At 69.9% G+C, this 25,244-nt stretch carries 26 protein-coding genes, 1 tRNA gene and 1 pseudogene; 16 read left to right on the top strand and 12 right to left on the bottom strand.

The features are described from left to right. The first annotated feature begins 55 nt into the window (after window positions 1-55). Window positions 56-1,075, top strand: coding sequence for a hypothetical protein (locus tag OHA72_RS06420; protein ID WP_327006932.1), 1,020 nt, complete (start codon window positions 56-58; stop codon window positions 1,073-1,075). Then, window positions 1,072-1,602, top strand: coding sequence for a GNAT family N-acetyltransferase (locus OHA72_RS06415; protein ID WP_327006931.1), 531 nt, complete (start codon window positions 1,072-1,074; stop codon window positions 1,600-1,602). Before OHA72_RS06420 ends, OHA72_RS06415 begins: the two co-directional genes overlap by 4 nt. On the opposite strand, the gene OHA72_RS06410 is transcribed toward OHA72_RS06415, so the two are convergent. Next, on the bottom strand, window positions 1,599-2,174 hold the full coding sequence (locus OHA72_RS06410) for a dihydrofolate reductase family protein (RefSeq protein ID WP_327006930.1): 576 nt from the start codon (window positions 2,172-2,174) through the stop codon (window positions 1,599-1,601). The genes OHA72_RS06415 and OHA72_RS06410 overlap by 4 nt on opposite strands. Window positions 2,175-2,272: 98 nt before the next feature. Further along, complete coding sequence (locus tag OHA72_RS06405) at window positions 2,273-2,905, bottom strand: IclR family transcriptional regulator (RefSeq protein WP_327006929.1); 633 nt, start codon at window positions 2,903-2,905, stop codon at window positions 2,273-2,275. Between the two features lie 68 nt (window positions 2,906-2,973). Between OHA72_RS06405 and cysS the strand changes: the two genes are divergently transcribed. The 3 genes from cysS to OHA72_RS06390 all read left to right on the top strand — a co-directional run bounded on the left by cysS (window position 2,974) and on the right by OHA72_RS06390 (window position 5,797). Continuing rightward, window positions 2,974-4,383, top strand: coding sequence for a cysteine--tRNA ligase (gene cysS, locus OHA72_RS06400; RefSeq protein ID WP_327006928.1), 1,410 nt, complete (start codon window positions 2,974-2,976; stop codon window positions 4,381-4,383). Window positions 4,384-4,389: 6 nt separating this feature from the next. Then, window positions 4,390-5,484, top strand: coding sequence for a 23S rRNA (guanosine(2251)-2'-O)-methyltransferase RlmB (rlmB, locus tag OHA72_RS06395; protein WP_327006927.1), 1,095 nt, complete (start codon window positions 4,390-4,392; stop codon window positions 5,482-5,484). A gap of 139 nt (window positions 5,485-5,623) precedes the next feature. After that, window positions 5,624-5,797 (top strand): hypothetical protein, encoded by a 174-nt coding sequence (locus tag OHA72_RS06390; RefSeq protein WP_327006926.1) that lies wholly within the window; start codon window positions 5,624-5,626, stop codon window positions 5,795-5,797. A 7-nt stretch (window positions 5,798-5,804) separates the two neighbouring features. Here the strand turns inward: OHA72_RS06390 and OHA72_RS06385 are convergent, their stop codons facing one another. From OHA72_RS06385 to OHA72_RS06375, 3 genes are all read right to left on the bottom strand, one after another. Continuing rightward, on the bottom strand, window positions 5,805-6,323 hold the full coding sequence (locus tag OHA72_RS06385) for an SHOCT domain-containing protein (protein ID WP_327006925.1): 519 nt from the start codon (window positions 6,321-6,323) through the stop codon (window positions 5,805-5,807). 96 nt (window positions 6,324-6,419) lie between these two features. Next, complete coding sequence (locus OHA72_RS06380; protein ID WP_327006924.1) at window positions 6,420-6,767, bottom strand: hypothetical protein; 348 nt, start codon at window positions 6,765-6,767, stop codon at window positions 6,420-6,422. Window positions 6,768-6,811: 44 nt separating this feature from the next. Further along, the gene (locus OHA72_RS06375; RefSeq protein ID WP_327006923.1) at window positions 6,812-7,516 is read right to left on the bottom strand and encodes a hypothetical protein; all 705 of its coding nucleotides are present in this window, start codon (window positions 7,514-7,516) and stop codon (window positions 6,812-6,814) included. A gap of 160 nt (window positions 7,517-7,676) precedes the next feature. Between OHA72_RS06375 and OHA72_RS06370 the strand changes: the two genes are divergently transcribed. The 3 genes from OHA72_RS06370 to OHA72_RS06360 all read left to right on the top strand — a co-directional run bounded on the left by OHA72_RS06370 (window position 7,677) and on the right by OHA72_RS06360 (window position 10,943). Further along, a complete protein-coding gene (locus OHA72_RS06370) occupies window positions 7,677-9,635 on the top strand; it encodes a sensor histidine kinase (RefSeq protein ID WP_327006922.1) in 1,959 nt (652 codons plus the stop codon). Next, entirely contained in the window at window positions 9,632-10,276 is a 645-nt protein-coding gene (locus tag OHA72_RS06365; protein ID WP_327006921.1) for a response regulator transcription factor, read from the top strand. The genes OHA72_RS06370 and OHA72_RS06365 overlap by 4 nt, the downstream gene beginning before the upstream one ends. 211 nt (window positions 10,277-10,487) lie before the next feature. Continuing rightward, window positions 10,488-10,943: a DUF6232 family protein gene (locus tag OHA72_RS06360; RefSeq protein WP_327006920.1), complete on the top strand. Its 456-nt coding sequence runs from the start codon at window positions 10,488-10,490 to the stop codon at window positions 10,941-10,943. A gap of 15 nt (window positions 10,944-10,958) precedes the next feature. Here the strand turns inward: OHA72_RS06360 and OHA72_RS06355 are convergent, their stop codons facing one another. Continuing rightward, the gene (locus OHA72_RS06355) at window positions 10,959-11,990 is read right to left on the bottom strand and encodes a helix-turn-helix domain-containing protein (protein WP_327006919.1); all 1,032 of its coding nucleotides are present in this window, start codon (window positions 11,988-11,990) and stop codon (window positions 10,959-10,961) included. Between the two features lie 176 nt (window positions 11,991-12,166). Between OHA72_RS06355 and OHA72_RS06350 the strand changes: the two genes are divergently transcribed. Continuing rightward, window positions 12,167-12,307, top strand: a complete 141-nt coding sequence (locus tag OHA72_RS06350) for a DUF397 domain-containing protein (protein WP_327006918.1) — start codon at window positions 12,167-12,169, stop codon at window positions 12,305-12,307. A gap of 8 nt (window positions 12,308-12,315) precedes the next feature. On the opposite strand, the gene OHA72_RS06345 is transcribed toward OHA72_RS06350, so the two are convergent. Together OHA72_RS06345 and OHA72_RS06340 are read right to left on the bottom strand one after the other, a co-directional pair. Then, the gene (locus tag OHA72_RS06345; RefSeq protein ID WP_327006917.1) at window positions 12,316-12,933 is read right to left on the bottom strand and encodes a DUF5753 domain-containing protein; all 618 of its coding nucleotides are present in this window, start codon (window positions 12,931-12,933) and stop codon (window positions 12,316-12,318) included. Window positions 12,934-13,154: 221 nt separating this feature from the next. Then, the gene (locus tag OHA72_RS06340; RefSeq protein WP_327006916.1) at window positions 13,155-14,048 is read right to left on the bottom strand and encodes an SDR family oxidoreductase; all 894 of its coding nucleotides are present in this window, start codon (window positions 14,046-14,048) and stop codon (window positions 13,155-13,157) included. A gap of 83 nt (window positions 14,049-14,131) precedes the next feature. Here OHA72_RS06340 and OHA72_RS06335 point away from each other — a divergent pair, with 83 nt between their 5' ends. The 3 genes from OHA72_RS06335 to OHA72_RS06325 are packed head-to-tail and all read left to right on the top strand — an operon-like array spanning window position 14,132 to window position 19,128. Continuing rightward, window positions 14,132-14,686 carry a TetR/AcrR family transcriptional regulator gene (locus OHA72_RS06335; RefSeq protein ID WP_327006915.1) on the top strand — a complete coding sequence of 185 codons (555 nt, stop codon included), beginning with the start codon at window positions 14,132-14,134 and terminating at the stop codon, window positions 14,684-14,686. Window positions 14,687-14,709: 23 nt separating this feature from the next. Further along, window positions 14,710-16,398, top strand: a complete 1,689-nt coding sequence (locus OHA72_RS06330) for an Hsp70 family protein (RefSeq protein ID WP_327006914.1) — start codon at window positions 14,710-14,712, stop codon at window positions 16,396-16,398. Window positions 16,399-16,425: 27 nt separating this feature from the next. Next, on the top strand, window positions 16,426-19,128 hold the full coding sequence (locus OHA72_RS06325; protein WP_327006913.1) for an Hsp70 family protein: 2,703 nt from the start codon (window positions 16,426-16,428) through the stop codon (window positions 19,126-19,128). A 74-nt stretch (window positions 19,129-19,202) separates the two neighbouring features. Here OHA72_RS06325 and OHA72_RS06320 read toward each other — a convergent pair whose 3' ends face one another. Then, window positions 19,203-20,297: an ABC transporter ATP-binding protein gene (locus OHA72_RS06320; RefSeq protein ID WP_327006912.1), complete on the bottom strand. Its 1,095-nt coding sequence runs from the start codon at window positions 20,295-20,297 to the stop codon at window positions 19,203-19,205. A 213-nt stretch (window positions 20,298-20,510) separates the two neighbouring features. On the opposite strand from OHA72_RS06320, the gene OHA72_RS06315 reads away from it, so the two are divergent. After that, window positions 20,511-20,586, top strand: a tRNA-Thr gene (locus tag OHA72_RS06315). Window positions 20,587-20,712: 126 nt separating this feature from the next. Here the strand turns inward: OHA72_RS06315 and OHA72_RS06310 are convergent. Beyond that, window positions 20,713-20,913: a hypothetical protein gene (locus tag OHA72_RS06310; protein WP_327006911.1), complete on the bottom strand. Its 201-nt coding sequence runs from the start codon at window positions 20,911-20,913 to the stop codon at window positions 20,713-20,715. A 297-nt stretch (window positions 20,914-21,210) separates the two neighbouring features. On the opposite strand from OHA72_RS06310, the gene OHA72_RS06305 reads away from it, so the two are divergent. Together OHA72_RS06305 and OHA72_RS06300 are read left to right on the top strand one after the other, a co-directional pair. Continuing rightward, complete coding sequence (locus OHA72_RS06305; protein WP_327006910.1) at window positions 21,211-21,408, top strand: type II toxin-antitoxin system RelE/ParE family toxin; 198 nt, start codon at window positions 21,211-21,213, stop codon at window positions 21,406-21,408. After that, a complete protein-coding gene (locus OHA72_RS06300; protein WP_327006909.1) occupies window positions 21,405-21,737 on the top strand; it encodes a helix-turn-helix domain-containing protein in 333 nt (110 codons plus the stop codon). Before OHA72_RS06305 ends, OHA72_RS06300 begins: the two co-directional genes overlap by 4 nt. A 19-nt stretch (window positions 21,738-21,756) precedes the next feature. Here OHA72_RS06300 and OHA72_RS06295 read toward each other — a convergent pair. Further along, window positions 21,757-23,440, bottom strand: a pseudogene (locus OHA72_RS06295) (ISAzo13 family transposase). Window positions 23,441-23,569: 129 nt separating this feature from the next. Here OHA72_RS06295 and OHA72_RS06290 point away from each other — a divergent pair. Beyond that, entirely contained in the window at window positions 23,570-23,764 is a 195-nt protein-coding gene (locus tag OHA72_RS06290) for a hypothetical protein (RefSeq protein ID WP_327006908.1), read from the top strand. A 218-nt stretch (window positions 23,765-23,982) separates the two neighbouring features. Here OHA72_RS06290 and OHA72_RS06285 read toward each other — a convergent pair whose 3' ends face one another. Further along, complete coding sequence (locus OHA72_RS06285; protein WP_327006907.1) at window positions 23,983-25,128, bottom strand: RICIN domain-containing protein; 1,146 nt, start codon at window positions 25,126-25,128, stop codon at window positions 23,983-23,985. Window positions 25,129-25,244: the final 116 nt, after the last annotated feature.

Here is a 25,244-nt window from a genome sequence, read left to right as displayed (position 1 = left end):
TGCCGTCACGCCCTCGGGGGTTCCGCTGGGGGCGGGAAGGCATCAGGATGCAGCGATGGGGATCAGCTGGCGGACCATGCTCGGCGCGTGCTGCGGTGTCGTCGGCGCGGTGATCTGGGCGGTGAGCCTGGCGATCTACCAGCCGTTCATGCAGCCCGACGGGTTCTGGACCGACTCGGAGACCGGCGAGCTGTACCCGGAGATCGGCAGCAACAACACGTACTGGCCGCGTGACATCCGCCAGCTCGCGATCCTCCTGGTGTTCCTCGGTGTGGTCCTCGTCTGCTGGGCGAACGTGCGCGGCATCCTGGCCGGCGCGGTCGGAGCGGCCGCCTGGATCGGGGTGGACCTGGCCCTCGACCGGGTCGACGTGAGCGGCGGCTCAACCGCGGTGTGGCTGGTGGTCGGGGGAGCGGCCGGGTTCGCGGCGATCACGTTCGTCGCCCGCAAGGTCTCGACCGGCGAACCCGGGTCGGAGTTCGCCGGGCACCTGCTGGCCACTGTCGCGGCGGTGCCCGCGGCCGTCACGGTACTGGTCACGACGCCCTGGCAGGAGCCGGTCGCCGACCCGGATCAGGTGCAGGTCGAGAACGCGCTGACGCTGCTCAAGGTCGGCCTGGTGGTCATGTTCGCGGCCGTCGCCCTTGCCCTGGTGCCGCTCGCCCGCATCCTGTGGATGGCGCCGTTCGCCGTGCTCGCCGCGGTGGCCGCGTGGCCCGCCACCGCCACGTACGGCTTCCTGGGCATGTTCGGCCTGATCTTCCTGCCGGCGGGTGCGGCCGCCGCGGTCGCCGCCGCCCGCGAGGTGTCCCTGCTCCGGCTGCTCGGGGTCGCCGCCGCCTGTGCCCTTGTGCTGATCCCGGTGTACCTGCTGCTGTACATCGTCGGCTCCAGCGTCGGCGGCGCCATGACGTCCCTGGCCGGCAACCCGCCCATCAACTCCGCCGACACCGACCTGTCGCTGTCCTTCACGGCGTTGCTGCTGGGGCTGCTCTTCGCGATGATCAGCCATATGCTGACCCGCCCCGCCGCTCTCGCCGACGCGCCCGTCACGGTCGGGCCGCAGCCCGAATGAGCGACCTCTCCATCCGGCTGCGCCCGGTCGTCGAGGCCGACCTGGACATGTTCCGCCGCTTCGCCACCGAACCCGGCCTCATCGGCCTCGACTGGGCCGGCTTCCGCGACCCCCACGCCGCAGCGCGCCGGTTCGCCGTCGACGGCTACCTCGGCGCCGACCACGGGCGGCTCATGGTCGAGGTCGAGCCCGACGGCGTCGCCGCCGGCTTCGTCAGCTATGTCGCCGGCCGGTACGGCGGCCCCGTCGGCTACTGGGAGATCGGCATCGCCCTCCTCCCGCAATGGCGCGGCCGCGGCCTGGGCTGGCGAGCCCAGGCCATGCTGTGCGACCACCTGTTCGCCCACACCCCCGTGCAGCGCATCCAGGCCGGCACCCACCCGGAGAACATCGCCGAGCAGAAGTCGCTGGAGAAGGCGGGCTTCCTGTTCGAGGGCATCGTCCGCGCCTGCGAGTTCCGCGCCGGCCAGTGGCGCGACGGCTATCTGTACAGCCGCCTCCGCACCGACCCGCCCCCGCCCCTCTAGCCGTGCCGGGTCGGCCGGTAGGTCAGCACCTGCGTGTTGCCGTCGAAGGTCCGGGCCTGGAGCAGTTCGAGGTCGAAGTCGTCCGCGCCGTCGAAGATCCGGTCCACGCCGGTCGCCCCGGAGATCACCGGGAAGACCGTCACCTCGATGGTGTCGATCAGACCGGCGTTCAGCAGCGTCCGGTTGAGCGTCAGGCTGCCGTGGGAGCGCAGCGGCACGCCGGACTCGGCCTTGAGGCGCGTGACCACCTCGACGGGATCGCCGGACTCGATGGTCGTGTCCGGCCAGTCGAGCGGCTCGGTCAGCCGGCTGGAGAGCACCGTGACCGGGGAGTCGAACATGCGGGTGATCCACCCGTCGAACAGGCTGCGGTCGAAGCCTCCGCTGAGGAACGGCGCGTTCGACGAGTAGGTCTTGGCCCCGAGCACCATGCGCAGCGGGTCGCGGTAGGCGGCGGCGCGGTGGGCGAGGAATTCGGGGCCCTGCTTGCCCCAGTAGCCGCCCCAGTCGCCGTTGTGGTTGGCGAAGCCGTCGAGCGTGGAGAAGATGTCGAAGGTGTACGTGGCAGTCACGGTGTCTCCTTGTGGGGAAGCTGGTCTCACCCCTGCTACGAACACCACCGCCCCGATCCGACACGCCTCCCGGATTTTTTCTGGGTCCGGCGTTGTCGTCAGCTCAGTGCGGTGGCCACAGTCGTGGCTGCCGCTGTGACGTGGGTCGGCACGGACGCCGGGTCCAGGGCGGTCAGCGCGACCACGCCCACGCTCGCCTCCAGTCCCTCGACGCCCGCGACGGCCGCCGCTACCCCGTACGCGCCGGCCTGGAGCTCGCCGACGGTTGACACCGCGCCGTAGTCGCCGCGGCGGCCCGCGAGGATCGCCTTGCCTGCCGCGCCCAGCTCCAGCGGGTGGCGTGACCCCGTGCGATAAGCGACGTGGAACTGGGTCCAGCTCGGCTCGACGACAGCCAGGGCGTACGCCTCGCCGCCGTCGGCGATCGTCAGGTGGGCCGTCGCGCCGACGGTCTCCGCGAGGCGGCGCAGCGCCGGCAGGGCCGCGTCGGCCACCAGGGGCTGGGCGCGCCGGGCCAGTTGCAGGACGCCCGCGCCGAGGCGGAGGCGGCCTGACCGGTCCCGCCGGACCATCCCGTGCTCGGCGAGGGTCGCGACCAGCCGGTACACCACCGCGCGGCCGACACCCAGGTGCGCTGCGGCCTCGGTCATGGTCAGGCCGCCAGGGGTCTCCGCGACAACGTGCAGCAGGCGCAGGCCCCGGTCGAGGGTCTGCGCGGTCTCGGTAGCCACGGAACCCAGGTTATGCGCCGGATGTTCCGATGTGAGTTTGCAGCGGTGCGACCGTTACTCTTGCATCCGTGACCCTACGCCTGTATGACACCGCGACCCGATCGGTCCGGGACTTCGTCCCGATGACGCCCGGGCAGGTCGGTATCTACCTGTGTGGGCTCACCGTGCAGGGCGGCCCGCACATCGGCCACCTGCGCTCAGGGGTGAATTATGACGTGCTGCGCCGCTGGTTCCTGCGGTCCGGATATGCCGTCACGTTCATCCGCAACATCACTGACATCGACGACAAGGTGCTGATCAAGGCCGTCGAGCAGGGCAAGCCGTTCTGGGCCGTCGCGTATGCGAACGAGCGCCTGCTGTCGGCGACCTACCTGAAGCTCGGCGTGCTGCCGCCGACCTATGAGCCGCGGGCGACCGGACACATCACGGAGATGCACGAGCTGATCCAGCTGCTCATCGACCGTGGCCACGCCTATCCGGCGTCCGACGGCAGCGGTGACGTCTACTTCGACGTTCGCTCGCACGAGGAGTATGGGTCGCTGTCGGGGCAGAAGCCGGATGACATGGAGCCGGCCACGGACGGGCCGGAGCGGGCGAAGAAGGACCCTCGGGACTTCGCGCTGTGGAAGGGCACCAAGCCCGACGAGCCGGCCGACGCCAACTGGCCGTCGCCGTGGGGGACCGGCCGACCCGGCTGGCACATCGAGTGCTCCGCCATGTGCTGGCGTTACCTGGGCATCGAGTTCGACATCCACGGCGGCGGGCTCGACCTGAAGTTCCCGCACCATGAAAACGAGATCGCCCAGTCGCACGCGGCCGGGCACCCGTTCGCCAGGTATTGGGTGCATCACGCGCTGCTGAACCTCGGCGGGTCGAAGATGGCGAAGTCGCTCGGCAACGTCATCAACCTCGAGTCGCTGGTCGAGTCGGGGCTGCGGCCGGTCGAGGTGCGCTACTACCTGCTCGCGCCGCACTACCGGTCGGTGATCGACTACTCGCAGGAGGCGATCGAGGAGGCGGCGGCCGCGTTCCGCCGGGTCGAGAACTTCGTGACCCGTGCGGTCGAGCTGGTCGGGCCCGGAGAGCTCGGCGAGGTGCCCGAGGCGTTCGTCGAGGCCATGGATGATGACCTGAACACGTCACGCGCTCTTGCGGTCCTGCATGATGTCGTGCGCGACGCGAACACGTCCCTTGCGGCCGCTGACGATCTTGCTGCCATCTCAAGAGCGCTGAGCGAAGTGCGGGCCATGCTGGACGTCCTGGGGCTCGACCCGTTGGACGCGCAGTGGGTCTCCACGCAGGCCGGGGATCTCACGCGGGTGGTCGACTCGCTGGTGGCGCTCGCACTGGAGCAGCGCACCGCGGCCCGCGGCCGCAAGGACTGGGCCGCCGCCGACGCGGTGCGTGACCAGTTGAAACACGCCGGCATCGCGGTGGAGGACACACCGGCCGGTCCACGATGGACGTTGGAGAGCTGAGAAGACATGCCAGGCAACTCTGAACGCCGCGGCAAGCGGGTCGTGTCGAAGAAGGGCGCCGCAAAGGGCACCGGGGGCAAGAACCGGCAGTCCCTCGCGGGGCGCGGTCGCACCCTGCCCGCGGACGAGCGTCCCTGGCACAAGGGGTACAGCGGCGACGAGGAACTACCCCAGAAGACCGCGCGCAAGCAGGCCAACGAGCTGCGTGCCGCGGCCTCCCAGGGGCGCGCTCCGAAGATCGGCCAGCCGGGCACGAAGCGCACCGCGGGCAAGGGCCCGTTCGGGTCCTCGAAGGGTGGACCGGCCGGTTCGCGGTCCACGCCCCGCGTCTCGCCCGGCCGCAAGTCGACGCAGCCGAAGGACGGCCCGGAGCTGCTCGTCGGCCGCAACCCGGTCGTCGAGGCGCTGCGCACCCACGTGCCGGCGACCGCGCTGTACGTCGCGATCGGCCTCGACATGGACGAGCGCGTCAAGGAGTCGGTCCGCACGGCCGCGGAGCGCGGCATCGCGATCCTCGAGATCACCCGCGCCGAGCTGGACCGGATGACCGGCGGCGTCCTGCACCAGGGCCTCGGCCTGCAGGTCCCGCCGTATGCCTACGAGCCGTTCGCGGACCTCCTCGCCGCGGCGAAGGAGCACACCGCGCCACTGCTCATCGCGCTGGACGGCATCACCGACCCGCGCAACCTCGGCGCGATCATCCGCTCCGCGGCCGCGTTCGGCGCCCAGGGCGTGTTCCTCACGGAGCGCCGTTCGGCGGCGATCACGGCCACCGCGTGGCGCACCAGCGCCGGCGCCGCGGCCCGCGTGAAGGTCTCCCAGGTGACGAACCTGACCCGCTCGCTGAAGGCATGCCAGGACGAGGGCTTCATCGTCGTCGGCCTCGACGCCGACGGCGCGACCTCCCTGTATGACCTGGAGGCCGCCGTCGGCCCGCTCGTCGTGGTGGTCGGGTCGGAGGGCCGCGGCCTGTCCCGCCTCGTCGGGCAGACCTGCGACCTGCGCGTGGGCATCCCGATGATCTCCGACGTCGAGTCCCTGAACGCCTCGGTGGCCGCCGCGGTGACCCTGGCCGAGGTCAACCGCCGCCGCACCCACTAAGCCCTGAAACGACGCGCCGCCCTGGTCCACGGACCGGGGCGGCGCGTCGCTGCTCCGCCCCCATCGCTTCCGGACCTCACACCCCAGCAAGGCGACGTTCCTCATCGGCCGGACCCCGCCCCCCGCCGACGTGGCCTGGTTGAGCGCGGACACCACACCGAACGGGTTCGTGGCGGGCGAGATCTACCAGATGATTGTTCTGGGGCACCACGACGGGAAGTACGTGCTGTACGACCGCGGAGGCGATCGCGTCCACGTTGCCGCCGACGATGCGGTGACGGTTGTCCGGCATCCCGTCGGTACCCCGCGCTGATCGGCCGTCACAGCCGCTGCAGCAGTTCGGTCTTCTTCGCTGTGAACTCCGCTTCGGTCAGGATGCCGGCGTCGCGGAGTTCGGCGAGTTTGCGGAGTTGCTCGAAGACGTCGCCCGGCGCGGGAGGCGGCGCCACCACCTCGAGCCGTCGGGAGTCGATCCGCTCCGTGACGGCGTCTGCGAACGCCCTGCCCGTGTACCGCTCCAAGCCTTTGATGACGGTCTCGCCGCCCGAGGCGTGGATGGTGACCGTGCCCAGCAGCCTGCCGTCGGCCCACTGGACGGACGTGATCCGGTCCAGCGGGAACTCCTCGGCCGGCTCGGCGTCGCGGACGAACATGACCCGGTGGTCGGTGAGAACCAGCAGCCCGAGGCCCTTGCAGTGGCTGCCGATGACGATCCGCTCGACGGTCTCCCGCTCCCACACCTGCCCGGCCAGACTCCGAAGCGCGCGGCCGGTGCCCAGGGTCGCCGGCATCTGCGCCTTCGCGGCCTCGATGTCGGGGCGCAGCGGAGTGTCGGCCACAGGGTTTATCCGCTCTCGTTGCGGGCGGCGGTCGTGGTCAACCTATCGCCGACGCGCCACCCGGTCGATGGACCGAGCGGCGCGTCGACCGGAGTGCTACGCCACTGCCTGCCGGCGCAGCGGCGGGATGAGCAGGGCGACGACGGCGATGGTCAGCGCGACCAGTACCGCCGCTGAGGCGACGAACGCCGCCGGGACGTCGTCGGCGAAGAACGCGGGCACCGCGCCCAGCGCCGACAGCACCCGGGTGACGATGACGGTGATGACCGCGGCGCGGCGGCCCCGCCGGCCGTAGCCGGCGGCGACGAGCGTGATCAGGCCGAGCGCGGCGGCGGCGATGGCGACGGGCAGCGGCGGGGTGTCGCCGCCGCCGGCGATCGCGGCGGCGATGTCGGCGACGCCCAGGACCGCGGCGATGATCAGACCGGTTCGGAGTGTGCGCATGATCGGTCCCTCCTCATTGGACAGTGCGGGTGGTGGGGGCGAGCTCAGACAGTGCGGGTGGTGGGGGCGAGGTCCCAGGCGTCGTTCGAGGTGCGCAGGACGCGGGCCGCGGCGACGGTGAAGCCGAGCGCGGTCAGCCCCCACGCGGCGGCGTCCAGCGGCTGGTTGCCGAGGATGACGAACGCCAGGTGCAGCGGCTGCGAGACGATGACCGCGACGGCGGCCCAGGCGGGGAGCGCGTCGGCGCGCCACAGGGCGGCGCCCAGCAGGATCATGCCGAGGATGTGCCCGGCGACGAACAGGAACCCGGCGGCGTTGACCGGTGCCAGGGCGGCCTGCGCGTCCAGCACCCGCGTCGCGGTCTCCGGGTCGACGGCGCCGCCGGCCAGGGCACGGATGGTCGGGTCGCCGGCGAAGAAGAACAGGGCGGCGAATGCCGGTACCAGCAACCCGACGCCGAGGAAGGTCAGGACGGGTGCGCGTCGCTGGGCGAGCCGCCCGGCCGCCAGGGTGCCGGGGATGAGCGTGGCGAGGGCGACGACGCTGAGCCACAGCACGGCGTCCTGGCGGCCGAGGTGCGCCGCGGTCTGGGTGATCGTCTCCCCGTTGCCGTCGGCGCCGAAGTACGGCAGCACGCCCCGCAGGACCGCGACGGACAGCGGCCCGAGCGGCAGCAGGACGGCGGCGGCGACGCGGCGTGCGGTGCGGGTGTCGCGTAGGACGACTGGCGCGGTGGTGGCGACAGACATGGCGCGTCCTCTCAGAGGTAGGCGTTCGTTGATGCCGTTACCGTCGCGCCCGACGGCCCCCGGCCGGTTGAGGCGCCGTCCCCGGACAGACGGGAATCCGCCCGGTCGGGTAGGGGCCTGCCCCCATCACGGAACGCCGTTCTTGGCGCACCATGGGTTCGTGACTTCGCGGCGGTACCACCAATCCCTGGCCTGGGCGCTCTGCGCGCTTGCCGGCGTGGAGCTGCTGGTCACGGTCGCCGGGGTCCTCGGTCAACGGGTCTCCATCGGTGACCTGGTCGACTCGTACATCCTCACCAACACCGCGATCGGCGTCGGCTTCGCCGGCTGCGGCGGGATCCTCGCGGTGGCACGCCCCGCCAACCGGGTCGGCTGGCTGCTGCTGGGCGCCGGCCTCGCCCCGCTCACCACCGCCGCGCTCGCGCCGGTCCTGCTGTACGGCATCACCCACGGTTGGCCCGAGTGGACGCTGCGGGTGCTCGCGAGCGTGTTCTACGCGGCCTGGCCGTTGGGCATCTGCATGTTCCTGCCGCTCGCGCTCCAGGTCTTCCCGACCGGCCGGCCGGTGTCGCCGCGCTGGCGGGCGCTGTTCTGGGCCACGGTCGCCGTCGGCGTGTGCTTCACCGTCGCGATGGCCACCGCCCCGGACCCGCTGATCATCGCCGAGCGGGCCGTCCACTCGTACATCGAGCTGCCCTTCTACGACACGCTCGACCCGCTGTGGTTCGCCGCGAACCTGGCCCCGCTGTTCGCGCTGCTCGGTGCGATGGCCGCGCTGGTGGTCCGCTACCGCCGCGGCGACGAGCGGCTCCGCCGCCAGCTGCTGTGGCTGGTGTGGGCGCTGATCGTGGCGGTAGGGCTGAACCTGCCCCGGTGGCTGGTCGGCGGCGGCCCGATCCTGCTGCTGCTCGCCATCCCGCTCGTCCCGGTGGCGATCACGATCGCGATCCTGCGCCACCAGCTGCTCGACATCCGCCTGGTGCTGTCCCGCACCGTGCTCTACCTGCTGCTGAGTGTCGCCGTGATTGGCGCGTACGCCGGCCTGCTGACGCTCTTCGACGCGCTGCTGCGCGGCGCCGGCGCCCCGGTGCTCGCCACGCTGCTCATCGCCCTCGCCTTCAACCCGGTCCGCGTGTGGTCACAGCGGCGCGTGGACCGGCTCCTGTACGGCTCCCGCTCCGACCCCGTCCTCGCCGTGTCGCAGGTCGGCGCCCGCCTCGCCGCCGACGACCTCGCCGGCGTCCTCGACGGCACCCGCGACGCGCTGCGCCTGCCGTTCGCCGCCCTGCGCCGCGACGGCCGCGAACTCGCCGCGACCGGTCAGCCGCCGCCGAGCCTGCACACGGTGCCCCTGACCTTCCACGGCGCCAGGGTCGGCGAGCTGATCGTCGGCGTCCGCTCCGGCGACCGCCGCCTCGCCACCGCGGACCTCGCCGTCCTGGACCTGCTCGCCGCCCCCCTCGCGACGGCACTGCACGCGTCCGCCCTCGCCGAGGAGGTGCAGGCGTCCCGCGAACGCATCGTCGCCGCCCGCGAGGAGGAACGCCGCCGCCTGCACCGCGACCTGCACGACGGCCTGGGCCCCGCCCTGACCGGCGCCGGCTTCAAGGCCGACGCCGCCCACAATCTCGTCCTGAGCTCCCCCGACCAGGCCGCGGCCCTGCTGTCCGACCTCCGCCGTGACATCCGGGAGGCGATCGACGACGTGCGGCGCCTGGTGTACGGACTACGCCCCCCGACGCTCGACGAGCTCGGCCTCGCCGGAGCGCTCCGCCGGCACGGGGCCACGCTGCCACTGACGGTCACGATCGACGCGCCGGACACGCTGCCTGCCTTGCCCGCGGCGGTGGAGGTCGCGGTGTACCGCATCGGCACCGAGGCTTTGACGAACGTCGCCCGCCACGCCAACGCCGGCACCGCCCGGGTGTCCCTCGCGGTGGACTCCGCGGTCCGCCTGTCCGTTGTGGACGACGGCCCGCCCGACGGCCCTTGGGTTCCCGGGGTAGGACTGACGTCGATCCGTGAGCGGGCAACCGAGCTCGGCGGCACCTGCACTGCTGGGCCCACCCCGGCCGGCGGTAGCGTCGTGGCCGTGCTCCCGCTGGCGGTGCCGACATGATCCGGGTCGCGGTCGCCGACGACCACCCGGTGGTCCGCGACGGCCTGCGCGCCCTGTTCGCCTCCCTGCCCGGCATCGACCTGGTAGCCGAGGCCGCCACCGGCCGCGAGGCCATCCGCGCCGCGGTCACCACCCAGCCCCACGTCCTCGTCATGGACCTGCGCATGCCCGACCTCGACGGCGTCGCCGCCACCACCGAGATCACCCGCATCGCCCCAGCCGTGGCAGTCCTCGTCCTGAGCATGTTCGAGGACGACGACTCCGTCTTCGCCGCAATGCGCGCCGGCGCCCGCGGCTACCTCATCAAGGGCGCCTCCCAGGAGGAGATCTCCCACGCGATCACGACCGTGGCCGCGGGCGGCGCGGTGTTCGGCCCGGGCGTCGCCCGTCGCATGCTGAGCTACTTCGCTGCGCCGCCGCCGACAGCGACCGAGCAGCCGTTCCCGGAGCTCACCCCGCGGGAACGCGAGGTGCTCGACCTGATCGCCGCAGGCCTGCCCAACGCCACGATCGCCGCCCGCCTGGGCCTGGCCGGCAAGACCGTCGGCAACCACATCTCCACGATCTTCGCCAAACTCCAGGTAGCCACCCGCGCCGAAGCCATCGTCAGGGCCCGCGACGCCGGCCTCGGCCGCGGCTGACCCCAGAAACCGTTCTCCTAAGTGAACGTTCAGCTATTGGAATAAGGGGCAAAAACGGCGAAAAGCCCATTTGAACTTGTATAAGTCAGTCATAAGCCAACAGAACGCCTTATCTGCAGAACGCAGAAAGCTGAACTCCGACAGAATTTTTACACCAGAAGTCAGCTAACGGCCACCTAGCACTTAGCATGGAGCTAGTTAGGAGGTCGTCATGGCGATCAACACCGACGTCTCAGGTGCCGATCAGGGTCGACGGAACATCGTCCTCTACCCCGGGCCGCGCATCGTCGTCACGAGCCAGTACATCCAGACCGCCGACCATTGCTACCCCATCCGCGACCTGCTGCCGATCACCCGGTATGAGGTCCACGCCCACCACGCCCGGAACATGGCGCTGATTTTCGGCGCGATCGAAGTGGCGCTCGCCGCGCCGCTGGCCGCGGCCTACGGATCGGCGATGCTGCTGTGCGTCGGCTTCGTCGCCGCCTTCGGACTCTTCGCCGCACTGCTGGTCGACAGCCGGCGCAACCCGAGTCTGATGGCGCTGTGCGCGGTCTACCGCGGGCGGCCGTTCACGCTGTTCAGCTCGCGTGACCGGCGGGAGTTCGGCCAGGTGCGGCGCGCAGTGCTGCGGGCGGTCGAGGCGAACACGCCGGCGCGGCCGTAACCAGGCCCGCGACCGTCAGGGCGTCGGCAACGACTCGCGGATCGATCGGATCATGTCCAGCGCGTCGTTGCCGCTGCGGCCATAGACGAGCATGTCGTTGTGCAGGTCGCGGAACAGGCTGGTCACGTCCGGATCCATGGTCATGGAGTCCATGCCGGCGGCTGCTTCGACGAACAGCACGTCGCCGTGTGGCTTGCCGCCGAATTGCAGGAGCTCGAAGGTGCCGCCGAGTCCGGAATGGTGCACCAGGTCCAGCGGGGTCACGCCGATCGTGTAGGCGGCCTTGTTCTCCGCCAGTTTGAGCAGATGATCGAGTTGGCGGCGTTGCGTGTCGCGCCCGCCGACCGGGCGGCGCAGCACCGATTCATCGATGACGGCCGCGATGTGTGGCGGGTTGGGTCTGCGTAGCCGATCCCGGAAGGCCTGCTGCCGGTCCATACGGAGTTTGACCCGGGCCAGCACGCCCTTGTCGTCCGGGCTGCGGCGCATGGACAGAGCCGTGATGGCTCGGGCGTACTCCTCGGTCTGGAGCAGGCCAGGCATGAACAGCAGCTGCCAGCTGTTGATGACGGCAGCTTCGGACTCATACGCTACGAAGCGCTGGAAGTCGCCGGCGAGGCGGTGCTTGCTGTACCACTGGCGGGTCCGGGACGCCTGGGACAGGCGGGCGAGCGCCGTCACCTCGTCCTCGTCGTCGACGCCGTAGTACTGCAGCAGCGCCCGCACCTCGAGCGGCTGGACGGTGACCTCGCCCTTCTCGATGCGGGTCAGCTTCGAGATCGACCAGCCCGTGTGCTCGGCGACGGTCGCCGGTGTCAGCTCACTCGCTTCGCGCAGTGCCTTCAGCCGCAGCCTGACGAGCTCCCGGGCAACGGCAGGCCCGACGTCCGTCGACATGGGCCTGACGGACGGATCGGACGAATCTGCGTTAGCCAACGGGCTCTGTCTGCTTTCTACGATCTGCGAATTGCAGATAGCCGAAACACAATCGCGAAATCCTACCGTATTGCGCCGTTGATGGCATGCACGGCGGCGCTTTCCGTACATCTGTGCTTCTGGACCTCGGGTACTGTGATATCGGTCGGCGCCAATGATGTGACTCCGTGCCCGTCCTGCCGGACCGATGGTCCGTCCGGACGGGTGCACGGTTTGGGGGAGGGGCAATGGACAGTCGGGACGAACTTACCTGGAGGACGGGCTCGAAGAGCGGTGGGGGAGGCTGTGTGGCCGTTGCCGCCGCCAGCGAACTGACGTACGTGCGTGACTCGAAGGACCCCTCCGGGCCGGTGCTGACCTTCCATAGCGACGCCTTCCGGGACTTCATCGCCTACATCAAGGACGACGCCAGCGCCAGCCAGCGGTGATCCCGCCGTCATAACGAGCTGCTGATCGCCTCCAGAACCGCGCGTGCGTCCGAGCCGGACGACACCATGCTTTTCACCGTTTCCCGGCATCTCCGCGCGAGTTCAGGTTTGTCCCCCACGAGCACGTCGTCGTGCGATCCCTCGAAGTACACCGAGGCGTCACCATTGCCAAGTTCGTGGACCTCGAAGGATCCACCGAGTCCTGCATGCGCCCCGTGGTCGAGCGGGATGATCGCCAGGTGGACGGTCTTGAACTCGGTCATCGCGACGAGGTGGTCGAGCTGGGCACGCATCACGTCCGCGCCACCGACCTTGCGCCGCACCACCGCCTCGTCGATCGCCGCCCAGAGGTGTGGGGGTGAACTGCTCCGGAGGCGCTTCTGGAACGCTTCGCCCCGCTCCGTCCGGACCTGGACCCGTTCGGCCAGCTCGGGACTGCCGGGCTTCAGGCCGAGGATGTGTCCGATCATCTCCGCCGCGTAGCCGGGGACCTGCAGCAGACCCGGGAGGAACAGCGGCTGATTGAGGAAGATCTGGGTTGCCTTCGGCTCCAACTCCAAGAGTCGGGTGAAGGCTCCCCAGTCCCGCACATCGTGCGCCCCGGTCGCGTTCCCGGTGTAGGTCATGGCCACACTCCTGAGCCTAGTACGGCGGCCGTCAGCCGTCCGCTAGTTGCCGATTGCAAATTAAAGAAGCCACCAAACCACAACGCCGACCCGTAGGTCCAGTCTGGCGCGCCTATGCGACCGGGCGTCCCCTGGACAGGGTGGGTTGAGAGCCGCAGTTTGCCGAATGCAACCGGTCCGCTACGTCCACGGGGCGCGGCAACGCTGGGGTCGGCGGGCCGTCAGTCCGTCACGCGGAAGTAATGGCCGGCCGCCAGGTCCTCGATCAGCGTGGGGTGGGTCGGGATCCAGCCCAGGTCCTTCTGGGTGAGGGTACTGCTGGCGGGGATGTCGGCGGCGAAGATCGGGCCGAGCCAGCTGAAGTGCTCGGCGGGCGCGTCCGGGGTGATCGGCAGCCCCAGCCCAAGACCGATGGCCAAGGCGATGTCCTTCGTCGGCACGCCCTCCTCCGCGACGGCGTGGACGATCGCACCCGCCGGCGCATGGTCGAGCGCCAGTCGTACCAGGGCGGCGGCGTCGAAGCGGTGCACTGCGGGCCACCGGTTGGTGCCGTCGCCGACATGCGCCGACACGCCCCGCTCGCGGGCGATGCGGACGAGCACGGCGATAAAGCCGTGGTCGCCGGGGCCGTGGACGGTCGGGGCGAAGCGGAGGCTCACGGTGCGCACGCCGCGGTCGGTGTACGAGAAGGCGAGCTGCTCGGCGCCGCCGCGCGGTGCGTCCGGGCCGCTCGTCGGGTTGGGGTCGAGTTCGGTGGCGACGCGGCCCGGGGTGAGCAGGGCGACGCCCGATGCGAAGAGGAACGGGCGGTCGGAGCCGGCCAGGGTGTCGCCGATGGCCGTGATCGCGGCGCGTTCGGTGCGGCCGGCGCCGGCGTAGTCGGTGAAGTCGTGCTTGAACGCCAGGTGGACGACGGCGTCGGCGTCCGCGGCGCCGGTGCGGAGGCTGTCCAGGTCGTCCAGGCTGCCGCGAAGCACCGAGGCGCCCAGGGCGGTGACCGCAGCGGCCGAGGCGTCGGAGCGGGCGAGGCCGACGACGTCGTGGCCGGCGGCGATGAGCTCCGGCAGGACGGCGGAGCCGATCCAGCCGGACGCTCCGGTGACGAATACGCGCATGACAAGCTCCTCAGTGATGTCAGGGGATGACATCACCACCATAGCCCGTGATGTCAGAAGCTGCCATCACTAAGCTGAAGAGCATGGGACGCTGGGAGCCTGACGCGCGGGGTCGACTCATGCTGGCGGCGCTGGAGCTGTACGCCGGGCGCGGCTACGAGCAGACCACCGTCGCCGACATCGCCCAGCGGGCCGGCGTCACCGAGCGCACGTTCTTCCGCCACTTCGCCGACAAACGGGAAGTGCTGTTCGACGGCGCACACACGCTGCAGGACACGGTCGTCGACGCCATTACGAATGCGCCCGCGTCGCAGGCACCGATCGAGGTGGTCGGCGCGGCCATGGAGCGCGCGGCGGAGATGATGCAGGACCGGCGCGACTTCGCCCGGCAGCGGGCCGCCGCGATCGCCGCCAACCCCAGCCTGCACGAGCGCGAGCTGTTCAAACTCGCCACCCTCAGCGCCGCAGCGGCGGAGGCACTGCGCGAGCGCGGGGTGCCCGAGCCGACGGCCACCCTGGCCGCGGAGACGGGCGTCATGGTGTTCAAGGTCGCGTTCGAGCAGTGGATCGGCGAGCAACCGGACTTCGCCCGGTGCATCCGGTCCACGCTCGACCACGTGAAGGCGCTGACCGTTTAGACGCATCGGCTACCGTCGTTGGCGTGGCTGGATCGGCGCGGCTCGGCATCGACTTCGGGACATCGACCACCGTGGCGGTGTTGACCGTCGACGGCCGGGAACCGCGGCCGCTGCTGTTCGACGGCTCGCCGCTGCTGCCGTCCGCGGTGTGGGTCGAGCCGACCGGCCGGCTGCTCGTCGGCCGCGACGCGGTCCGCAGTGCCGTGTCCGACCCCTCGGCATACGAGGCGCACCCGAAGCGCTGCGTCGACGACGGCACGATGCTGCTCGGGGTCGCGGAGTTCGACGTGCCGGCGGTGTTCCGGGCGGTGCTGGACCGGGTCGTCGAGGCGGCCACCGCGGTCGCCGGTCCGATCGACGAGATCGTCGTGACCTGCCCCGCGGCGTGGGGCGCGCAGCGCCAGGCGGTCCTGCTCGAGGCCGCGCCGGCCGGGACCCGCCTGGTGAGCGAGCCCGTCGCCGCCGCGCACTACTTCGCCGAGATCGCCGGTCACGCGGTGCCCGTCGGCGGCAGCGCGGTCGTGTACGACTTCGGGGCCGGCACGTTCGATGCCTCGGTGGTGCAGCGCACCGCGGACGGCTTCACCGTGGTCGCCTCCCTCGGCCGGCACGACTCCGGCGGCCTGGACATCGACGCCGCGATCGTCGAGCACCTCGCCGCCACCGTCCCCGACGACGCAGCATGGGCAAGGTTGCAGGCGCCGCAGGACGCCAAGGACCGCAGGGCCAGGCAGCAGCTGTGGGACAACGTCCGCGACAGCAAGGAGCTGCTGTCCCGTACCGGGTCGACGCTGATCCACGTGCCGCTGCTGGACGTCGAGGTGCCGCTCGGGCGGGAGGAGCTCGACCGGCTCGCCGCACCCGTGCTGGAGCGCACCCTGGACACGACCCGCGCGGTCGTGGGCGACGCCGCACCGGCCGCGATCTTCCTGGCCGGCGGATCGAGCCGGATGCCCGCGGTGGTGACCGCGCTGCACCGGGCGTTCGGGATCACGCCGGTCACGGCGGACCAGCCGGAACTCGTGGTCGCCGAGGGCAGCATCCGCACGGCGTCAGGGTCGGCGCAAACAGGTGACTGGCCGGCTGCCATGGAGTTGGCGGCGGCGGCGCCGGTACGGCGGAAGCCTCGCGTTCCTCTTCTCGCCGCCGGGGCGACCGCGGTGGTGCTTGCCGCTGGGGTGGGGGTCGCGTTCGCCACGGGCGGCGATACGCCGGGCCGGCCCGCGGCGACGGCGCAGTCCGCCAGTCCCAGCCCGAGCCCCAGTCCTTCGCGGACGTACGCGCCCGGGATCGACCCGTGCATGCTGGGCAAGTGGCGGAGCACCGGCGGCACGTCGTACAGCGAGATCGACAAGACCAGGGTCATGTGGACCGACCGGGGCGGCTCGATCACCGAATACCGCGAGGACGGCACCACCACCGAAGAGGACACGGTGACACCGCCCCGATACGGCGAGCTACGGGGTGCCCGGTATGAGGTCGTCTTCCGCGGCGTCGCGAACTTCCGCTGGTCCGCGCAGAACGGCGAGCTGCAGCTGACGCTGACCGGTTCGACGTCGACGTACCAGATGACCAAGAACGGCAAGAACTTCGCCAGCGGCAAGACGATCTACTTCGCCGAGCCCATCCGGTACACCTGCAACGAGAACAGACTGCAGCTCAGCAGCACTCTCGGTAACTGGAACTCGTCCGCCGAGAGGATCAATCCCTAGGTTTTGCGGCGCACCTAGGATGGGCCGGTGACTGAGCCTCAGCAGGGCTTCGCGATCGGTGTCGACCTCGGCACGTCGAACACGGTGGCCGTGGTGCGCTGGCCCGACGGGCGGACCCGACCGCTGCTCGTCGACGGCGCGCCGATCATGCCGTCCGGGGTCTTCGTCGATGAACACGGGCGGCTGCACGTCGGCCGCGACGCCGCCCGCCTCGCGGGGCTCGACCCGTCCCGCTTCGAGCCCAACCCGAAACGCCGCATCGACGAGCCGACCGTCCTGCTCGGCGACCGCGAGATCCCGACCGTCGACCTGCTCGCCGCGATCCTCGCCGCCGTCGCCCGCGCCGCCGTCGAGGCCGTCGGGTTCCTGCCCACGGCCGTCCTGACCTACCCGGCCGCGTGGGGGACCCTCCGCCGGGACACGCTCGCCACCGCCGCCCGGCGTGCCGGCTGGCCACCCGTCATGCTGGTCCCCGAACCGGTCGCCGCCGCACGGTATTTCGCCGATGTACTGCGCCGCCCCGTGCCCGTGGGCTCCGCCCTGGCGGTCTTCGACTTCGGCGGCGGGACGCTCGACGTCGCGGTCGTCCGCAACGACAACGGGCGCTTCACGGTCATCGGCTCCGGCGGGGTCGAGGACCTGGGCGGCCTGGACATCGACGCGGCCCTCGTGGAGCACCTGGGCGCGCTGATCGGCAGCACGGCGCCGGGGATCTGGTCGTTGCTGAGGAATCCGCAGACCACGACGCAGCGGCGGGACCGGCGGCTGTTCTGGGACGACGTGCGCGGGGCGAAGGAGATGCTGTCGCGGACCACGGTCGCGCCGATCACGGTGCCGGGCGCGGACCAGGCGATCCACCTGACGCGGGAGGAACTGGACCGGGTCATCGGGCCGCTGATCCACCGGGCCGTGTGGGAGACCGGGTCCGTGATCTCGGGGGCCGGGTTGCGGGGGGATCAGCTGGCCGGATTGTTCCTGGTCGGCGGGTCGTCGCGGCTGCCGCTCGCGTCGCGACAGTTGCATGCCGAGTTGGGGATTCCGCCGACGGTACTGGAGCAGCCCGAGCTTCCGGTCGCCGAAGGTGCCCTGGCCGAGCTGGCGCCGCCGGCGCCTACTGTCGGCTTCGGCGGTGGCGAGGTGACCTCGGCAACCGGCTACGGGGCCGCCGCGACCGGTTCGTTCAGTGGTTCGCCTGCGGGTCCGGCTGCCGCTCCGGTGTCGCCCGGGTTCGGTGCCGCGCCCACGTCGGGAGGGTTCGGGGCCGCCGCACCGGTGTCGGGTGGCTATCCGATGTCGGCGTCGCAGGTGATTCCGCCTGGGCAGTTCAACGGCGCACCGCCGACGGCGCCGTTCTCTCCTGCGCCCCCTTCGCCTCCCTCCCCGGCCCGTGGGCGGTCGCGGCGCGGTCTGCTCGTCGGTGTCGTCGCCGCGGTCGTCGTGCTGGCGCTCGTTGCCGGCGGATACTTCTGGTTCTTCCGCAACCGCGACAGCACGGTCGACTTCGCCACGCTCAAGGCCGAGAAGTCGTTCGAAATGGGCGACCCCGAGACCGTCAACAACCCGATCTCCGCCACGCTCGGCAACCGCGCCGTCATCGGCTGGCGGGTCGACAAGCAGTTCTTCGTCCAGGCGTTCAACCTCGACGACAAGAAGCCGGCCTGGTCCAAGATCACCCTTAACCAGGACTACAGCAAGTGGAGGATCCTGGCGTACCAGGGCGGCATCATCGTCATCGGCGGCGGCTCCTCCGCCGGCAGCGTGTTCGAGCTGAGCTGGGACAACGGCAAGACGCTGAAGGAGGAGGCGTTCGACGACTACTACGACGCCTTCGTGCCGCTGGGCCCGGTCTGGCTGCTGCACAAGTACAAGGAGAAGGAGACCGTCGCCTTCAACTGGAGCGGCAAGGAAGCATGGAGACGCCCGGACAACGCCAAGGGCTCCTCGATCCTGTCCCAGACGAAGGCAGCCGACCTGCGCGGCCCGTCCAACTACGCCGGCGTACCGACGAACCGCGACACCAAGTCCATCGACAACTTTCTCAGCATCGACGGCGACGACAAGATCCGCCTGGTCAGCGCCGCGAAGGGCGAGGAGACCCGCAGCTGGAACAACGTCGGCGAGTCGGGCTCCATCTACCTCCCGCACGACGGCAAGCTCTACGTCGCGGGCGGCAGCACCAAGTACAAGGTGAACGTCTACGACCTCGGCTCCTCAGGCGAACCCACCCAGATCTACAGCGCCTCGAACGACAAGGTCGAGATCGCGGCGATGTCCTCCTGCCTGGACGGCCGGCTCTGCATCATCGACGGCACGTACGGCGGCAAGGACAGCACGGTCCGCGCCATCTCCCTCACCGAGAAACGCGAGGTGTGGAACGCCCCGGCACCTGGGACCACCACCCTCATCCCGGTCGGCAAGCACGTCCTGGCCACCGACCGCGACACCCCGGCGAGCGTGCTGCTGTCCGCTGAAGGCAAGCAGGTGCTGAAGAACGAGGACAAGAGCTCGTATGGGGTGCGGGTCACGGGCGGCAGCCTGATGTTCTTCACGGGTACCCAGAGCGCCACGTCCGGTACGAACCTGACGCTGGTCGGGGTGACGGCTGCCTCGGGGGAGCGGATCGCGCTCGGCGCGCTGCCGAAGACGATCGGGCCGAGCTGCTCTTGGAACACCGCGCTGATCCTGTGCGCCAGCGGGGGCAGTTTCCAGCTGTGGCGGTTCGCTTCGTAGCTTGGTTTTGAAATGGCGAAGGGCCCGGCGGTCAACCGCCGGGCCCTTCTGTTTCAGCCTTGCTTTTGTGCTGTTCAGCCGATCCGCAGGCCGGTCGCGGCGTTGAACGCGTGGTGCGTGTTCACGTGCGGCCGGACGTACACGATCTCGGTGAGCCGCGGCGTGCGACGCGGGTCGGCCCGCACGACGAACCGCTCGTCCTGACCCTCGAGCGCCACGGTGCCGTGCACGTACGCGTCCGAGCCGAGCTCCTCGACCAGGTCCACGGTGATCGGGATACCACCGTCGTTCGGCCCGACCAGGTCCGTGTCCTCGGGCCGGAACCCGACGGTCACCCGGTTGCCGCCACCATCGGCCTGCGCCGCGGCCAGCTGCTCACGCGTCAGCGGCAGCGTCACGTCACCGAAACGCCCACCCTTGTCGCTCAGCGGCACCGTCTTGATGTTCATGGCCGGCGACCCCATGAAGCCGGCGACGAACACGTTGGCCGGACGGTCGTACAGCGCCCGCGGGCTGTCCACCTGCTGCAGCACGCCGTCGAGGAGCACCGCAACCCGGTGCCCCATCGTCATGGCCTCGACCTGGTCGTGCGTGACGTACACGGTGGTGATGCCGAGCTTGGCCTGGAGCGTCGCGATCTGCGAACGCGTCTGCACACGCAGCTTCGCGTCCAGGTTCGACAGCGGCTCATCCATGAGGAAGACCTGCGGCTCACGCACGATCGCGCGACCCATGGCAACACGCTGCCGCTGACCACCGGACAGCGCCTTCGGCTTCCGGCCGAGGTAGTCCTCCAGCTGCAGCATCGCCGCAGCTTCCTTCACGCGCCGGTCGATCTCGTGCTTCGGCGTCTTGCGCAGCTTCAGCGCGAACGCCATGTTCTCGTACACCGTCATGTGCGGGTACAGCGCGTAGTTCTGGAACACCATCGCGATGTCACGAGCCTTCGGAGGCAGGTGCGTGACGTTGCGGTCGTTGATCAGGATGTCGCCGGCGTCGACGTCTTCGAGCCCAGCGAGCATGCGCAGCGAGGTCGACTTGCCGCAGCCCGAGGGACCGACGAGGACGAGGAACTCGCCGTCACCGATCTCAAGGTTCAGCTGGTCGACTGCGGGCCGCGGGGTCCCCGGGTAGATCCGGGAGGCCTTGGAGTACGTGACCGTAGCCATGACAGGGTGCCACCTTCCACCGGCAGGAACGTGCCGGACGATCCGAGTAGAAGCTTCGAGCCGCGGCGGTGCAGCCCGGAGTTGGGGTAACACTAGGCGGGCTGACGCTCTCTGCCAAGGTCGGGGGCCAACTTTGCCCGGTTTCGTGCCGACTCGACCGACAGGTATGTCGGAGGCGGCCCCCCGGGTCGGCCCGGTAGGATCGAGACTCCGGCCGACGTGGCGCAATTGGTAGCGCACCCGACTTGTAATCGGAAGGTTGGGGGTTCAAGTCCCCCCGTCGGCTCCATCTAGGCTCGCTTGTTTGTGCTGTTCACGCACTTGCATCATTCGTTTTTCCTCGATGGATAAGCGAGATGATCTTGGAGTTTTGGGGCCACTGGTAGCAAGATCGGTAGCGAATCATCCTCGAAATTCATCGATAAAACCCTATTAATACTGCTTGACGCTGGTTGTTCATCAAAGATGGACGAACCGCATGATCACCCGACGGCGCGAACCGCCACAGATACTCGTTGATGGTCCGGACCTGGGTGGTGTCACTGTCGGTGACGAGGATTGCCGGATGCCGGTGTAGGTGTCGGGCGGCGGTCGGATTTACGTCGAGGTCGAGCACGACATCACCGGCGCGGGAGTAGTGCGGGAGTCAGTCAGGCCAGGCAATGTGGGTCGAGGCCCTACCGGGCGTCGGCATCGCGACATGCGCCGCCGGTGTGCCGGGACGAGCAGCAGCCCGACGTCTGTACGTTCGGGGCTGGCGAGGCCAATTGGATCGCAATATAAGTTTTGTTTATACTGCGATGATGTGGGAGGTCAGACTGCATCCCGAGGTCGAGTCGTGGTTCCTGGAGCTGTGCCAGGCTGACCCGGCCGCCCGCTTGTGGACCGCCTGAAGGGCAGCCTGTACCACAACATGAAGGAGCTGCGTCCGGGCTCGGGTGGCACGACCGAGGTACGGATGATCTTCGCGTTCGATCCGGCGCGGGAGGCGATCTTTCTGGTGGCAGGGGACAAAGCCGGCCAATGGCAGACTTGGTACCGCAAGGCGATTTCGCTGGCGGACGCGCGGTTCACGGAGCATCTCACGGCGTTGAAAGAGGACAGGTCATGACCGAGGCTGCGAGCTGGCGGGACGTCAAGGCGAAGGCCCGAGCGGCTGATCCCACCTGGGACAGCGCCGGTCGCGTCGCTCGCCGCCAACAGATGCGTGAGCAGATGCTCGCCTCGGTCAGTGGGGCTCAGCTCGCCGAGATCCGTCAGCAGCTCGGGTTGACCCAGGTGCAGTTGGCGGAGGCCACGGGACTGACGCAGGCACGGATCAGCCAGATCGAGAACGGCGACGCCGTCGGGCTCGACACGTTGCGTGCCTATGTCGTCGGGCTCGGCGGCCACCTCGACATCGTTGCCCGTATCGGCAACATCCAGCTCAATGTGGCTTAAGCTTCGGGATCGCAGATCATCAACACGCTGTCTTGATCTCTGGTGGGGTGGTGATGCCTTCGGTGGTGGCGAGGGTGTAGAGGTCGTTGAGGGTGGCGAGTCGGTGTGGGCTGGGCTGGATGGTGTGTTCGGCCTGGTGGAGGAGTTGGCGGGTCTCGCGGATGTGTCGGTTGATCGTTTCGGGTCGGACGTTGAACAGGGTGGCGATGGCGGTTTGGGGTAGGGCGTGGCGGTGGTGCAGGACGGTGGCGAGGAGCCGGTCGGCGAGGGTGAGGACGGGTCGGCGGCCGGTGCCGGGTGCGGTCATTCTGGGGCGGTGACCGCGTCGCTTGTCCAGGTTCGCTTCCCGCTGTCGGGGGTGCAGTGTCATCAGGGCGGTGATCAGCGTGTCCCATTGTGGTGCTGGTAGTGCTGTCAGTGCGGGGTGGTGCAGCCAGGCCAGGTCGGGGCTGGGCTGGTCGAACGGGTCAGGGTTGGTGGTGATGTGTTCGTAGGTCTCGGGTCGCAGGGTGTAGTTCCAGTCGCCGTGCCAGTCGTGGCGGCTCACGGGTAGTGCGTCGTGTTGCTGGTCGTTGATGCGGACCTTGGTTGGGTAGGTGTTGGTGTCCAGTTCGGCGTGGACCCGCAGTCCGGTGCGGGTGGTGGTGGCGGCGATGCTCTGCACGATGACCTCGTGGCTGGACAGTGGGCGGCCGCGCCAGTTCATGGTGATGTGGGAGAACAGCCGGTGCTCGATCTTGTTCCATTTCGAGGTGCCGGGCGGGAAGTGGCAGACGGTGATCTCCAGGCCGGTTTCCAGGGCCAGGGCGGCGAGTTCGGCCTTCCAGGCGCGGGTGCGGTGGCCGTTGGAGCCGCCGGCGTCGGCGGTGATGAGCAACCGTCGGGCGTGTGGGTAGTCGCTGGCGCCGACCGCGTTCCACCAGCGTCGGATCGATTCCACCGCGAACGCGGCGGTGTCGTGGTCGGTGCCGACGTTCACCCAACCGGTGTCAGCGGTCAGGTCGTAGACGCCGTAGGGCACCGCCTTACCCAACTCGGCGTCGGGGAAGTCGTGGGTTTTCACCGCGACCGGCTCGCCCGACGGTCGCCATTGCCGGCCGTCGTTGGCGTACTGGCCGATGAGTTCCTTCTTCTTGGTGTCCACGCTGATCACCGGGTCGGCGCTGTCCTGATGGTCTTTGACCTGGTCGTTGAGGTAGCGGAACTGCCCGTCACGGTCCGGGTGCTGTTTGCCCTCGACGGTCTTGGTGTTGCTCTGCAGGCTGAATCCTTCCGCCCGCAGTAGGTCACCGACGGTGTCGGCGCCCACCCGATGTCCCTGGCGGGTCAGTTCCCCGGGCGAGGTTGCGGGTCGACTTCGTCGTCCACCGCAGTGGCGACATCGGATCGCCGCGCTCATCGGGTTCCACCAGCGCCAGCAACGCCGGCAGCAGACCTGTGTCCACTTCGGACAGACGTTTCCGGCCGCCGCCGGGCCGGCGGACCCGACCCAACGGCGCAGCACCGGAGTCCAGTTCATCGACGCCTAACGACACAGTCGCCTCACGCACCCCAGCTGCCCGGGCCACCGCACGGATCCCGCCATGCCCCAACGCCCGCGCCTCAGCACCCATCAACAACCGGCGCTGCCGCTCATCCAGATGCGGGAACACCGCCTGGAACTTCGCCGCCAACACCCCGCCGACCTCCACCATGACGCCTATACCACAGCAACGACCGGCATCTTGGGAAGCTACGGATTATTTTTCTGCGATCCCTTCGCGTTTAACGTTGTTTCGTCTTCTGGTGGGGTCTGGTGTTGGTCTTCTTGAGTGCTGGGTAGCGGGTTGCGGGTGTCGACTTTCGGCCTTTCGGGCGTCCGGGGCCTGGTCGGATGGAGTGCCACGCTGCCCGCCGGCTTCCTGACATTCTGGTACCTGCCACCCGGCCTGGCCATGGGCACCCTGCTCGCCTGGGCGATCGCCGCCGTGACCATCGGCCGCGGGAGGCCGCAGCCGCTCGAAGAGACGAGCGCCATGCAGAGATGACGAATGAGGAGTTCACCCATCACGTCAAGTCCGGCCTCGCGGAGTGAGATGACGGCGCGCTTGCCGAGGGCTGCGGTCGGCCAGGAACTCAAGCGGCACGCCGGGCCATCACGCGCGTAGTACTGTCTCCACCTCATCGGTCCTGAGGTCGTACTCGTCGGAGGTCCCTGTCCGCGGAAGCGCGGACAGGGACCTCCTGTCGATCAGCGTCGGTGGATCTAAGGCACCCGCTGGAACAGCATCGTGTTCGGCCAGCGGCCGTCGGTCGGGCACGGCACCGTGCGCAGCGTCGAGCCGGTCGGCTCCAGGCTCAGGCAGCGCCCGGAGGCCCGGTTATGGTAGGCGACCGCGCTGGTCGACGCCGTGGTCACGGGCACGCGCTGCCACAGTTGGTGCGAGTCCGGGTTCAGGCACGGCAGCGTGTAGACCGCGCCGTCACGGTTGCTGTCGAGGCAGAAGCCCGTCTGCTGGTTCAGCAGCCGGTAGTTCTGCTCGCCGGGCTCGTCCCGGTCCAGCGGCGGGCCCTCGCGCCACTGCTGGGAGGAGCGGGTGTCACAAGCTGACGAGAAGGCGTGCCCGCCCATCGGGGTGCCGTTGAGCGACACCGCCGGCACAGAGTCGCTGTCCACGCACCGTCCGGTCGCCAGGCCCCGGATCCGGCCGGTGCCGCCGGCGGAGATCCCGGTCGGCCGGCCCGCCGGCGGTGTGGTCGGCTGGGATGCCGACGGTGTGGTCGACGGCGTGATCGACGGTGTGGCCGACGGTGTCTGCCCCGGCGTCGGCGACGCGGACGCGGGGGCGGAGGTGGAGGTGGAGGTGGAGGGGCTTGCGTCCGGGCCGGTTGACGGGCCGCCCGCGCCCCCTGGCAGCCGCTGGCCGTACCAGGCGGCGTAGGTCGCGACCTGGTTGACGAAGTCGGCCACGTCCGCTGGCACTCCGGCGGACGTGCGGACCCGGTCCAGCGACGTTGCGAAGGCGGCGACGGCCAGCGGCCACAGGTCGCCGGCGAAGCCGTCGCGGCGGAGGCGTCCGATCAGATCGCAGGTCAGGTGTGCGAGCGCGAGGATGCTGGCGCTGTCGTCGCTGCTCATGGCGTCGTCCGACGGTTTCCAGATCTCCCATTCAGCGGCGGTCAATCCGGCGATGCCGCCCTCCTTGGTCGCCTCGAACCTGGTCGTGGCCATGATCTGTCCCGCCAGCCGAGCCGGGGTGAGGTCCGGGCAGGACGTGGCCGCCTCGATCAGGGCCGCGCGCTCGGCGTCGCCCAGCGGGACCGCGTCCGTGTTACCGCTGGAGCCCTCGGCGACCACGACGACGGAGGTGATCGCGCTCAGTACCAGGACACCTACGGTGGCGACGGCCACCCGTAGCCGCTCTGGTCGGGCGAGTAGACGAACCCATCGACCAACTGCGCCGGACACCGCGTTCATCGCCACCCGCTCCTGTTGGTTGTTCGGACCTCATCCCCACGACGAGTCCC

The organism is Dactylosporangium sp. NBC_01737 (assembly GCF_035963215.1).
GTDB lineage: Bacteria > Actinomycetota > Actinomycetes > Mycobacteriales > Micromonosporaceae > Dactylosporangium.
The sequence above is the reverse complement of the archived record's forward strand: the minus strand, read 5'-3'. Positions and strand labels throughout refer to the sequence as shown.